Origin of the sequence: Autumnicola patrickiae, from assembly GCF_031846525.1 — a bacterium.
GTDB classification, from domain to species: domain Bacteria; phylum Bacteroidota; class Bacteroidia; order Flavobacteriales; family Flavobacteriaceae; genus Autumnicola; species Autumnicola patrickiae.
Genome location: NZ_JAVRHM010000018.1, coordinates 28,137 through 40,624, shown reverse-complemented (window position 1 = coordinate 40,624; position 12,488 = coordinate 28,137). Strand labels below are relative to the sequence as shown.

Annotated in this window: 10 protein-coding genes; 6 read left to right on the top strand and 4 right to left on the bottom strand. The window is 37.8% G+C overall.

Annotation, left to right across the window (positions count from 1 at the left end; translation table 11 throughout):
- Positions 1–14: 14 nt before the first annotated feature.
- Entirely contained in the window at positions 15–644 is a 630-nt protein-coding gene (gene rsmG, locus RM549_RS14650) for a 16S rRNA (guanine(527)-N(7))-methyltransferase RsmG (RefSeq protein ID WP_311686134.1), read from the bottom strand.
- A 104-nt stretch (positions 645–748) separates the two neighbouring features.
- Here rsmG and RM549_RS14645 point away from each other — a divergent pair, with 104 nt between their 5' ends.
- Complete coding sequence (locus RM549_RS14645) at positions 749–1,858, top strand: fatty acid desaturase family protein (RefSeq protein WP_311686132.1); 1,110 nt, start codon at positions 749–751, stop codon at positions 1,856–1,858.
- Positions 1,859–1,881: 23 nt separating this feature from the next.
- Positions 1,882–3,075, top strand: coding sequence for a pyridoxal phosphate-dependent aminotransferase (locus tag RM549_RS14640; protein ID WP_311686130.1), 1,194 nt, complete (start codon positions 1,882–1,884; stop codon positions 3,073–3,075).
- A gap of 438 nt (positions 3,076–3,513) precedes the next feature.
- On the opposite strand, the gene RM549_RS14635 is transcribed toward RM549_RS14640, so the two are convergent.
- Positions 3,514–5,010, bottom strand: a complete 1,497-nt coding sequence (locus RM549_RS14635; RefSeq protein ID WP_311686128.1) for a TrkH family potassium uptake protein — start codon at positions 5,008–5,010, stop codon at positions 3,514–3,516.
- Positions 5,010–6,359 carry a Trk system potassium transporter TrkA gene (trkA, locus tag RM549_RS14630; protein WP_311686126.1) on the bottom strand — a complete coding sequence of 450 codons (1,350 nt, stop codon included), beginning with the start codon at positions 6,357–6,359 and terminating at the stop codon, positions 5,010–5,012. Before trkA ends, RM549_RS14635 begins: the two co-directional genes overlap by 1 nt.
- 136 nt (positions 6,360–6,495) lie before the next feature.
- Between trkA and ubiE the strand changes: the two genes are divergently transcribed.
- A complete protein-coding gene (gene ubiE / locus RM549_RS14625; RefSeq protein ID WP_311686124.1) occupies positions 6,496–7,221 on the top strand; it encodes a bifunctional demethylmenaquinone methyltransferase/2-methoxy-6-polyprenyl-1,4-benzoquinol methylase UbiE in 726 nt (241 codons plus the stop codon).
- 4 nt (positions 7,222–7,225) lie between these two features.
- Positions 7,226–7,930: a type IX secretion/gliding motility protein PorT/SprT gene (gene porT / locus RM549_RS14620; protein ID WP_311686123.1), complete on the top strand. Its 705-nt coding sequence runs from the start codon at positions 7,226–7,228 to the stop codon at positions 7,928–7,930.
- 2 nt (positions 7,931–7,932) lie between these two features.
- Here the strand turns inward: porT and RM549_RS14615 are convergent, their stop codons facing one another.
- On the bottom strand, positions 7,933–8,661 hold the full coding sequence (locus RM549_RS14615; protein ID WP_311686122.1) for an RNA methyltransferase: 729 nt from the start codon (positions 8,659–8,661) through the stop codon (positions 7,933–7,935).
- A gap of 37 nt (positions 8,662–8,698) precedes the next feature.
- On the opposite strand from RM549_RS14615, the gene tamL reads away from it, so the two are divergent.
- Together tamL and fbaA are read left to right on the top strand one after the other, a co-directional pair.
- The gene (gene tamL / locus RM549_RS14610) at positions 8,699–11,269 is read left to right on the top strand and encodes a translocation and assembly module lipoprotein TamL (protein WP_311686120.1); all 2,571 of its coding nucleotides are present in this window, start codon (positions 8,699–8,701) and stop codon (positions 11,267–11,269) included.
- 44 nt (positions 11,270–11,313) lie between these two features.
- Entirely contained in the window at positions 11,314–12,381 is a 1,068-nt protein-coding gene (gene fbaA, locus RM549_RS14605; RefSeq protein WP_311498387.1) for a class II fructose-bisphosphate aldolase, read from the top strand.
- Positions 12,382–12,488: the final 107 nt, after the last annotated feature.

The following is a 12,488-nucleotide window of genomic DNA, read 5'->3' as shown; positions in this document are numbered from 1 at the left end:
TAAAATGGCAATTATCAGCCTTTATATTTTATCGGAAGGTGTACCACTTTTTTCGTTTCATAGAAATCTTCTTCGAAATAATTTGTGAGATTGTAAATCTTTGCGGTTTGATAATCTTTAAGTTCTTCAGAAAGATCGCCGCCTTTAAGATAAAGAATTCCGTTTTTAAGTTCGTGATTACTTTTTTTAGCAATTTTACCTTTTGTCCAGTGAACAAAAGTAGGCATGGCAGCCACTGCCCTACTCACGATAAAGTCGAATTGGCCTTTTATCTCTTCTACCCTCGCATTGGTGGTTTTTACGTTTTGAAGCTGCAGACCTTCAGAAACCTCTTCTACCACTTTTATTTTTTTTCCGATAGAATCCACGAGATGAAACTGGGCTTCAGGAAAAAGTATTGCCAGCGGTATGCCGGGAAATCCTCCTCCCGTCCCAACATCCAGGATTTTAGTATCTGCATTAAATTGTTGCACCTTAGCTATACCTAAAGAATGTAGTACATGTCTTAGATAAAGCTCATCTATATCTTTGCGACTTACTACATTAATTTTAAGGTTCCAGTCCTTATAAAGTTCTTCAAGTTTTCTGAATTTTGTTTGTTGATCTTCAGATAAATCGGGAAAATATTTAAGTATTAGTTCCAATTTTTTTACTTTTTGGCAAAAGTAGCAATTTGCGGCCTAAAAGTTGCACTTTTAATTCATTCACACTATTTAATATTTTACCTTTGAACATTAAAGCACAAGCAATGGAAACTACCCAAAATACTAATATTCGATTTTCAAGGGTCGATTCGGCAAAATTCTTCAGGACTCTTAATAAGCGGGTAAATTCCTACTTCAAAGAAAATGATCTTAAAAAAACAGGTAACTGGAAGCTTCACATTAAGGCTATAGTAATGTTTTCATTATTCCTGACACCATACTTCCTCATCCTCACCCTCGATATCTCCCAATGGTGGATGTTGCTTTTAACAGTCGTAATGGGGGCCGGAATGGCCGGTGTTGGGATGAATATCATGCACGATGGTAACCACGGGTCTTATTCTTCAAAAAATTGGGTAAATAAATTTATGGGAGGCACCATATATGTTCTTGCAGGGAATGTGTACAACTGGCAGGTTCAGCACAACGTCCTGCACCACACCTATACAAATATCCACGGCCATGATGAAGACCTGGATGCCGGAAGAATTATTCGATTTTCAGCACATGCCCCCTGGCTTAAAATACACAGATTTCAGCATTATTATTCTGTTTTTCTCTATGGATTACTGACTTTTAACTGGGCACTAACCACAGATTTTAAACAGACTAAAAGATATTTAAAGAAAAAATTATCCTACGGAAAATTGCCAAATCCGGTAACACAATGGAGCATAATTGCTATTACAAAACTAATTTATGTAGCGATATGGATCGTTATTCCCATGCTCTTCTTATCTGTAGCCTGGTGGAAGATTCTTATTGGCTTTTTTGTGATGCATTATACCGCAGGACTTATTTTGAGCGTAGTGTTCCAACTTGCCCATGTAGTAAAGCAAACAGATATGCCACTACCAGACGATACAGGATCTATGAAAAATACCTGGGCAATACACCAGTTATTCACTACTGTAAACTTTTCTACTAAAAACAGAATTGTAAACTGGTTTACCGGCGGACTGAACCATCAGGTAGAACACCATATTTTCCCCAACATCAGTCATATTCACTATTCTAATATTTCCAAGATTGTAAAGCAAACCGCACAGGAGTGCAACCTGCCTTACAACGAATACAAAACCACACGCGCAGCTATAAAAGCCCATTTTCAATTTTTAAAAGAGATGGGTTCAAAACCTGCAATTTCAAGTTAAACAACCTTTTTTAATCAACTAAAATGCAAGAAAAATTATCAAACAGGATTAACAATTTAGCAACGTCCCAAACTTTGGCAATGGCGGCAAAAGCGCGTGAACTAAAAGCTGAAGGAAAGGACATTATAGGATTAAGTTTAGGGGAACCCGATTTTAATACTCCCGATTTCATTAAAGATGCTGCCATTCAGGCAATTAATGATAATTACAATTCCTATTCTCCCGTAGATGGTTATGCTGAACTAAAAGATGCCATTATTACCAAGTTTAAGAGAGACAATGATTTAACTTATAACCACTCTCAAATTGTCGTTTCTACAGGAGCCAAGCAATCGCTTGCTAATGTTGCAATGGTGCTTTTAAACGAAGGAGACGAAGTGATCTTACCCTGCCCTTATTGGGTTAGCTATGCTGAAATAGTGAAGCTGGCAGATGGTGTTCCGGTTGAGGTTCCCACATCTGTAGAAACCAATTTTAAAATGACTCCGGAGCAACTTGAAAAAGCAATTACACCAAAAACTAAGATGATTTGGTACAGCTCTCCCTGTAATCCAAGTGGAATGGTTTACAGCAAAGAAGAGCTTAGAGCTTTAGCAGATGTATTGGCTAAACACCCTGATATTCTAATTTTAAGTGATGAAATTTACGAACATATTAATTTTGTAGGTGGACATGCATCTATGGCTCAGTTTGAGGATATGTATGAGCGCGTTATCACCGTTAACGGTGTTTCTAAAGCCTTTGCCATGACTGGCTGGCGTATTGGATACATTGGTGCTCCTGCATGGATTGCCCGTGCGTGCAACAAAATCCAGGGACAGATCACCAGCGGAGCAAACTGTATAGCACAAAGAGCCGTAATTACTGCTCTTGAAGCTCCTGTGAGCAAGATAAGCCACATGGTGGACACCTTTAAAAAGAGGCGAAAACTTATAATAGATTTACTAAATGATATAGAAGGTTTTGTTACAACAGAACCGGAAGGTGCTTTCTATGTTTTTCCTAATGTTTCTGAATTCTTCGGAAAAACCCTTAAAGGACATAAAATAGAGAACGCAACAGACTTCTCTATGTTTCTGCTAGAAGAAGCCCTTGTAGCTACAGTTACCGGAGATGCATTTGGTAATCCAGATTGTATAAGAATTTCTTATGCTGCAAGCGAGTCCCAGATTGAAGAAGCTTTAAAAAGAATAAAAGTTGCTGTTTCTGAAGCATAGAAATCAAGATTTTGATGTTTCAAAATTTAAACCTCACAGTAGTCCTCCGGGATCTGTGAGGTTTTTTTATTCATTTTTCTGATTAGACGCTATTGAACAGACATTCAGTTCACCTCCTCCTGCACGGTTCATAAACCTTGCAGATAATTTTAAGGCAATGCCCGAAAAATGGCCAATATCGGCTTCTAATAAAACATCCGAATGAAGGACAGGAGCGGCTAAAGTGTGGCGCAGATAGTCCCCCTAGTCAAAAAAACCTTATTAAAAAACGTTTTGGGATTAGGATGATGATTATTAGAAGGAGTTTTTTACCCTTCAGACTTTATCAGCTGTGGCTGACAAAGGCATTTCGGTAGTGTCCGGTTAGTCCCTGTTAGTCCTGCAAAATCTTTTTTAGATCTTTTCACTCTTTAACTCTTTAACTTTTTAACTCAACATTTACCTGTTTCTCCAGAAAAAAGGAGTGAGAATTATAAGAACTGTAAAAAGTTCAAGCCTACCTATCAGCATTAAGAAAGCACACCACCACTTTCCAAAGTCAGGCAGCATATCAAAATTGTTTACAGGACTTAGGCCACCAAAGGCGGGGCCAATATTTCCCAAGGAAGAAGCTGCACCTCCAATTGCAGTTTCAAAGTCCAGATCCAGGGAAGCCAGAACAACTGCGCCTATTATAAAAGAAAGCATGTAGAGGATAAAAAATCCTAGAATGTTGAATACAATTTCCTTACTAATAGATTTCTTATTGAAGCGGACCGGAAGAATAGCATTTGGATGTAAGGTTCTTTTAAATTCAATGACGCCGTTCTTTATCATAATAATATGCCGCATTACCTTAACACCACCCGCGGTAGAACCGGCAGAGCCCCCCAGAAAGAATAAACCAAAAAATAGAATGGTGAGAAATGGCGTCCACATAGTATAATCGGCAGAGACGAAACCTGTTGTGGTAATAATAGCCAAAACCTGAAAAAGAGAATGTCTGAAAGCGCTCTCGGCCTCTCCCCAAACCATAGGATGATCTATAGAAGATAGCCCCACATCGGCCTGAAAATAGATAATCACTGAAGCAATTAAGGTAAAAGATGCAATAAAATAAAAATACCACTTGAACTCATCGTCATGCAGCACTTTCTGAATTTTTCCTTTAAAACTAAAATAGCTCAAAACAAAGTTACTCCCGGCAAGAAACATGAAAATTATAACGATATACTGAATTATTGGATCATTATTCCAATAAGCCAGACTCGCATTTTTCGTAGAAAAACCTCCTGTAGACAAGGTACTGAGAGCATGGTTAGCCGCATCAAACAGGCTCATTCCCGCCACTTTAAGCAAGATAGTTTCAGCTATTGTATAACTAACGTATATTAACCAAAGTCGTTTGGCTGTATCAGTAATTCGTGGTTTCAGTTTATCTGCACTCGGGCCGGGTGCTTCCGCAGCAAAGAGCTGCATTCCTCCAATTCCTAACAGAGGCAAAATAGCAATAGCCAAAACAATGATTCCCATACCGCCTATCCAATGCGTGAGACTACGCCAAAACAGTATTCCTTTAGGCACTACTTCTATATCATTTAAAATTGAAGCACCAGTAGTGGTATATCCCGACATGGTTTCAAAAAAGGCATTGGTAAACCTGGGAATTGACTCGCTTATTACGTAAGGGAGTGTTCCGCTTAAAGCCATAAAAATCCAGCCGAAGGTAACGATAATGTATCCCTCACGTTTTTTCATATTCTTATCATGCCCACGGGTAGAAAACATTAAAAGGGTTCCTATAAAGAGGGTAATTAATGCAGCCATAGAAATTTCCATGGTTACACCATCTTCATAGAACCAGCTCACAAGAACCGCGGTTAACATAAAGCCTCCATTGCAGATTAGCAAAAGGCCCATGATGTGCATTATAATCTGAAAATTTAACCTTGGCATTACAAGAACAATTTTTCGACCTTACCTATGGAACGGGGAAGGCAGCAAACTACTATGCGATCTCCCGATTTAATAAGAAACTCACCCAAAGCAATAATTCCTTCTCCGTTTCTTATTATTCCACCAATGATTGCTGAACGTGGAAATTCAATATCTTTTATCTTTTTATCAGATACTTCTGAATTTGGTTTCACGATGAACTCAAGCAATTCGGCATTCATATTATTGAGTTTTGTCATAGCGACTACTTCTCCTTTTCTAATATACCTGAAAATGTTGTTTGCAGCCAAAAGCTTCTTATTAATAAGTGTATCTATTCCAATAGAATGGCTTAGCTGAAAATAGTCCATGTTTTCAACAAGGGAAATTGTTTTCTTAACACTCTTGGACTTAGCCACCAGACAAGACATAATATTCGTTTCCGAATTTCCTGTGACGGCAATAAAAGCATCCATATCGTGAATGTTCTCTTCTTCCAGTAACTCTACATTCCTGCCGTCTCCATGAATAATGAGGGTATTTGGAAGTTCATCGGCAAGGTCATAAGCTTTTTCCTTATTGTGCTCTACGAGTTTCACATGAAAATTGTTACGACAAAGATCCATAGCTGTTTTACGGCCAATCTTACTTCCTCCCAGGATCATAACATTTTTTATTTCCTGTTTTACTTTTCCGGTAAGTTTATAAAGTTCCTCCACGCCATTTTTGACGGTGATAAAATAAACCTGATCCCCGTCTTTAAACTGAGTATCGCCTCTGGGAATCAATGTATATTGTGTACCTATTCTCTGAATTGCAATAGGCACAAAATTAAGTTGAGGAAAAATTTCGGCAGCTTCTTTTACAGTTTTTCCTACAAAAAGTGCATTTCTTGAAAGGTTTAAGCCAATCATTGTCAGAGCCCCTTCTTCAAATTCATAGCTATCATTAAACGCCGACTGGTTTAGCAAAAGCTCTATTTCCCTTGCGGCAAGAGCCTCTGGTGAGATTAACTCGTCAATACCAAACTTCACAAAACCAATTTCTTCTTTATTATCTAGAAATTCGGTATTGGATATTCGGGCAATGGTTCTTTTTGCGCCTAACTGCTTCGCAAGAACACATACGGTAATGTTTGTCGCTTCACTTGAAGTAACTGCAATCACCATATCGGAATATTTAACCTGTGAGTCCTTTAAAATGCTAATTGAAGTGGCATCACCTTTAATAGTCCTGATATCCAGATGCGTATCAGCATACTGTAAATGGTCCCGGCTAGTGTCGATAAGCGTAATGTCCTGAGATTCAAATGAGAGTAATTTTGCCAAATGGAATCCTACTTCACCCGCTCCAGCGATAACTATTTTCATATAACAGCTTGAAATTGTAAGAAACAACAAAGGTAACTTATTATCATGAAATTCAATATTTTGAATGTTAAGAACAAATTCTCTCTTAAAATGATACAATTATACCATAACATGTATCTTTGAAAAAAAATTAAAGATGAGTAAGAAAATTACTCCATATAAAGGTTCTGAATTAAGAAAGAAACAGGTAGAGAAGATGTTTGATAAGATATCAGGCAACTATGACGGACTTAACCGGGTTATTTCCCTTGGAACCGATGAAAAATGGCGGCGCAAAGTGGTGGCTCTTGTCAAATCCCGGAAGCCGAAAAGCATTCTGGATATTGCTACTGGCACAGGCGATCTTGCTATAAAAATGGTGGATTCCGAAGCTGATAAAATTGTAGGTTTAGATCTTTCGGAAGGTATGCTGGATGTAGGACGAAAGAAAATACGAAAGCAAAACCTGGAAGGAAGAATAGAAATGATACAAGGAGACTCTGAAGCCCTTCCTTTTGAAGACAATTCCTTTGACGCAATAACAGTTGCTTTTGGAGTAAGAAATTTTGAAAACCTGGAAAAAGGTTTAAGAGAAATTTTTAGAGTTTTGAGGCCCGGCGGAATTTTTGTAATTCTGGAAACTTCAGTTCCAACAAAATTCCCATTTAAACAGGGTTATACACTATATTCTAATCTGGTTCTACCCCTGGTTGGAAAAATCTTTTCTAAAGATCAGGAAGCCTATTCCTATCTCAGCAAAAGCGCTGCCAGTTTTCCCTATGGAGCGGCATTCAACAATATTTTAAAGAAAACGGGGTTTACTAACATAGAAGATAAACCACAAACTTTTGGTGTTGCCACTATCTATGTGGCTTCAAAATAATATTATGAAAAGAATTCTTGTCATCTCCTTTTTCCTACTCTGCTCCCAGTTTTCTAATGCTCAAATTTTTGGAGACCAGATCCTGAACAACGAAAATTTTGATGCCCAACGCTTATCCTGGGGATATTTTCTCGGGTTTAACAGCTATGATTTTCATTTTGATTATCAGGAATATGACCCCAATCCCGTAACAGGACAGGATTTTAGGGTAGAGTCCAGAATTGGCTTTAATGTTGGATTAATAGGGAATTTAAAATTGGGAAGCAACCTGGATTTACGACTTGAACCGGGAGTAAGCTTTAATACCAGGGGATTCCAGGCTCTTAAAGCCGATGCGAGTACATTTCGGGAAGTTAATTCGACCTATGTACATATTCCTTTACTGCTAAAGTTTTCTACAGACAGGCTGAATAACTTCAAACCTTTTGTGGTGGGGGGATTATCTACCTCCATTAACCTTTCCAGTAACGAAAATAATCCTGATGGATACAATGAAGGACAATTCCGCATGAAGACTAACACTTATTATTATGAAATTGGTTTTGGAATAGATCTTTATCTACAATATTTTAAGCTTAGTCCCAGCATTAGAGGTGTGTTTGCAATTAATGATGAGTTGGTGCAAGATGAAATTCCCGGAGAATTATTTACAGGAAATGTAGATAAAATGACCTCCAGAGCAATATTCTTGAATTTTACTTTCCAGTAATATCACCCTCTTTTAAATTCGCTTAAAATAATTGCTGTAGCAGTTGCGACATTAAGGCTTTCTGTTGAAGACGACTTGCCAAACTGTGGTATACCTATCCGCTGGGTAACATATTTCTCTACTTCTGTAGAAATACCATTTGCTTCATTGCCCATCACCAGAATTCCTTTACCAGGTAAACTGGTTCTATAAATATTTTCCGCCTCCATAAAAGTTCCCAGGATAGGAAGAGATTCGGGACGACCCAAAAAATATTCGGTTAAATCCATATACGCCATTGAAACTCTTGCTATGGACCCCATTGTAGCCTGTACCACTTTGAGATTATAACAGTCCACTGTATCTTTTGAACATACAATTTTGTCAATCCCAAACCAATCACACAATCTGATAATCGTCCCAAGATTACCGGGATCCCGCACTCCATCTAAGACAAGAATTAATTTATCATAATCAGGAACGAAAACTTCCGGGATTTTAAAAATACCAAGTGCAGTTTGAGGTGTTTTTAAAAAGCTCATCTTTTTCAGATCTGCAGATCCTACTTCTACAAACTTTTCTTCAGGAGCATTAAAAATATGCTCTTCAGAAAAAAGTAGATGAAGTTCTGTTTCAGAAGACAGCAGTTCTGAAATTGTTTTTTTTCCTTCGGCTACAAAAAGGCCGCTGGTCCTACGATTCTTTTTTTGCGCCAGGCTTTTAATTAACTTTAATTGGTTTTTACTAACCATACAAAAGATGTATTTTTGAAGCATTAATTAGCGCTATTTGAAACGCATCCTCGCAAAAATATCATTATTTATTCTAACCATAGCTCTATTTGCCTCCTGTAACGCTGTAAAACGTCTGGAGTCTGAGGAATCCTTACTTACAAAGAATGATATTTTCTTAAATGGAGAAAGGATTAACGAAAGTAGGATTTACAATCAGCTTTATCAAACACCCAATTCCAAACTTCTAGGGTTTCCTTTACAACTGCACTTCTACAACCTTGCCCGCCCCAACATTGACAGTATTTTAAGCGACAAATTTCTTCAGAATGATCAAAGAAGGGAAAGATTGGAAGGACTGCTTTCCCGAAAACAACTTGATAGTTATATTAAATCCAGAATAGATTTTAATCAATGGATCAAAAGAACAGGGGAAGCACCAGTAATAGTGAATCAGGAAGATACTGAAAGATCTGTAAACCGGCTGGAATCCTGGTATTGGAATAATGGCTGGTTTAACGTGGAAACAGAATATGAAATTATACCTTCAGAAAAAAAAGAGAAAAGAGCCAAAGTTGAATATTATGTAGAAACCAGCACTCCTTATACAATAGATTCTATTAAAACAGATATTGATTCTGAAGTATTAGATTCGATTTACGAAAGGTATAAGGATGAATCATTAATAATTCCCGGCACACAGTATCGAACATTAGACTTTAATGCGGAAAGGGACAGGCTCACAAACCTTTTCCGAAATAATGGAGTTTACAATTTTGATCAGGAATATATAACATTTGATGCAGATACTATCAATACAGACTACAAGGTTAATACTACTATAATTATCCCCAACCGACTGGGGCCTAATGAGGATTCTACTTACCGCGTCCCTTTTAAAGTGCACGAAATAAGCAAAGTGAATGTATTTACAGATTATAAATACGCTAATCGTAATGAATCTGTAACAGATAGCGCCCAGGTGGAAAATTTCACCATCTACAGTTTTGATGAAATGGAATATAAGCCTGAAGCAATTATTGATGCTATCTTTATAAGACCCGGAAGAACCTTTAGTGATATTGCAAGAACCCGTACTTACAATCGTCTAAATTCCCTCCGGAACTTCAAGTATCCTAATATCCAGTACACGCAAGATCCGGAAGATACGACAAACACAGATTTAATTGCCAATATCTTTCTAACCCCTCAGCCAAAGTACTCCCTCGGGTTCGATTTTGATGTGTCTCAAAGTAATATTCAAAAATTTGGGATAGGCTTTGGAGGCTCTTTGTTAATCAGAAATATTTTTGGCGGTGCTGAAAACCTTGAAATTTCAGGAAGGGGAAGTGTAGGATCTTCTACAGATGCAGCCGCCAGCAAAGATGATGACCGGTTTTTTGACATTTCAGAAATTGGAGCAGACCTTAAGCTTACTTTTCCAAGGATCTCCCTTCCTTTTGAAACAGAAAGATTTATTCCCAGGTATATGTCGCCATTTACCTCTCTCAGCCTGGGTGTAAGTACTCAAAACAATATTGGACTGGACAAACAAAATCTTTCCTCTATTCTTAACTATAGATGGACTCCCTCGCGCCAGCTTACAAACCGGGTGGACTTGGTGAACCTGCAATACGTAAGAAACCTGAACACTGATAATTACTTCAATGTCTATCAGAATTCTTATAGCGAGTTAAATAATATTGTACAATCTGCAAACGTAGTTACCAGCCCCGATTATCTAAATAACAACGGACGCCTGATAATTCCGCAAGGCGCCGAGAGTTTTATTGAATCTGTTAATGATGATGACAATACCACGAGCGGCCTTACCCCTGGCCAACGGCAAAATGTAATCAATATAAGGGAACGAAAAAATAGGTTGACAGAGAATAATTTAATCCTGGCATCAAATTACACTTACCTATGGAACACCAAGGAAAACCTCTATGATGAAGAATTTACAAGGTTCCGCTTCAAGATAGAAGTTGCAGGAAATTTGTTATCTGCTGTTTCAGAAGTTGCAGGATTTGAAGAAAATCAGAACGGAAATAAAGAAATTCTGGGAGTTGCTTTCTCTCAATATGTAAAACCGGAAATAGATTTTATTAAACACTGGGACCTGGGAAGCAAAAACATCTTTGCACTTCGTGCTTTTGGTGGTATTGCTATTCCCTATGGTAATGCCAACAGTATTCCCTTTACCAGAAGTTTCTTTGCAGGAGGACCTAATGATAACCGTGCGTGGCAGGCATACGATTTAGGTCCTGGTAGCAGTGGTGGACGTAACGAATTTAATGAAGCGAATATGAAGCTCGCATTAAATCTTGAATATCGCTACAATCTCTTTGGTGCGCTCAATAGTGCCTTTTTTATCGATATTGGTAATATTTGGAACGTGCTTGATATTGTTGAAGACGAAGCTTCTACATTCACCTCTTTTTCAGACTTTAAAAATACTGCCGTGGGAAGTGGAATAGGATTAAGGTACGACTTTAATTTTTTTGTATTACGTTTTGATGTTGGTTTCAAAACCTACGATCCTGCCAAGCCTATCGGGCATAAATGGTTTCAGGAATACAATTTTAACCACGCCGTTTACAATGTGGGGATCAATTATCCTTTCTAAGCCAACAAATTTTCTTATTTTTGTTATCCTAATTAACTAAAATTATGAGTCATAACATTAAACCCGGCGTAGCCACAGGAAAAGAAGTACAGGAAATATTTAAATATGCAAAGGAAAAGGGCTTCGCTCTACCTGCAGTAAACGTAATTGGCTCCAGTAGCGCAAATGCTGTAATGGAAACAGCTGCAGAATTAAATTCTCCTGTTATCATTCAATTCTCTAATGGTGGTGCGCAATTTAACGCAGGTAAAGGTCTTTCTAATGAAAATGAAAAAGCTGCAATTGCCGGTGGCGTTGCAGGTGCTCAACATATACATGCATTAGCAGAAGCTTATGGTGCTACAGTGATCCTTCATACAGACCACTGTGCCAAAAAACTTCTTCCGTGGATCGACGGATTATTAGATGCCAGTGAAAAACATTTTGAACAGTTTGGAAAACCACTCTACAGTTCTCATATGATCGATCTTTCTGAAGAACCGATCGAAGAAAATATCGAGCTTTGTAAGAAGTATCTTGAGAGAATGAGCAAGATGGGGATGACATTGGAAATTGAACTTGGAGTAACAGGAGGTGAAGAAGATGGTGTAGATAATACAGATATCGATTCCTCAAAATTATATACGCAACCTGAAGAAGTAGCATACGCCTACGAAGAGTTAAGCAAAGTAAGCGAACAATTCACTATCGCTGCTGCCTTTGGTAATGTCCACGGAGTATACAAACCAGGAAACGTAAAACTAACGCCTATCATCCTTAAAAATTCCCAGGAATTCGTTTCCAAGAAATACGGACTAAAAGAAAATCATATTGATTTTGTTTTTCATGGTGGAAGTGGTTCTACTGTTGAAGAAATTCGTGAAGGAATTGGATACGGAGTTATTAAAATGAATATTGATACAGATCTTCAGTATGCTTATCTTGAAGGAATCCGTGATTATATGAGCAGCAAAAAAGATTATCTTTCTGCACAAATTGGAAACCCTGAAGGTTCTGATGTTCCAAATAAGAAACATTATGATCCAAGAAAATGGGTACGTGAAGGAGAAGTTACCTTTAAGGCCCGTCTAAAAAAAGCCTTTGAAGACCTAAATAACGTAAATACTTTATAACTGAATTTTCATAGAATAGCTGAAGTAAACAGAAATGCTTCAGCTATTTTTTTGATTAATTTTTTCCGGTGGATCGATGTAGTTCCGGAGAAATAAAAATTAATTGC

What these genes read in the sequence shown, in the direction of transcription:
- RM549_RS14645 (WP_311686132.1), top strand. Translation starts at nt 749, where the DNA reads ATGGAAACTACCCAAAATACTAATATTCGATTTTCAAGGGTCGATTCG.
- RM549_RS14640 (WP_311686130.1), top strand. Translation starts at nt 1,882, where the DNA reads ATGCAAGAAAAATTATCAAACAGGATTAACAATTTAGCAACGTCCCAA.
- RM549_RS14635 (WP_311686128.1), bottom strand. Translation starts at nt 5,010, where the DNA reads ATGCCAAGGTTAAATTTTCAGATTATAATGCACATCATGGGCCTTTTG.
- trkA (WP_311686126.1), bottom strand. Translation starts at nt 6,359, where the DNA reads ATGAAAATAGTTATCGCTGGAGCGGGTGAAGTAGGATTCCATTTGGCA.
- ubiE (WP_311686124.1), top strand. Translation starts at nt 6,496, where the DNA reads ATGAGTAAGAAAATTACTCCATATAAAGGTTCTGAATTAAGAAAGAAA.
- porT (WP_311686123.1), top strand. Translation starts at nt 7,226, where the DNA reads ATGAAAAGAATTCTTGTCATCTCCTTTTTCCTACTCTGCTCCCAGTTT.
- RM549_RS14615 (WP_311686122.1), bottom strand. Translation starts at nt 8,661, where the DNA reads ATGGTTAGTAAAAACCAATTAAAGTTAATTAAAAGCCTGGCGCAAAAA.
- fbaA (WP_311498387.1), top strand. Translation starts at nt 11,314, where the DNA reads ATGAGTCATAACATTAAACCCGGCGTAGCCACAGGAAAAGAAGTACAG.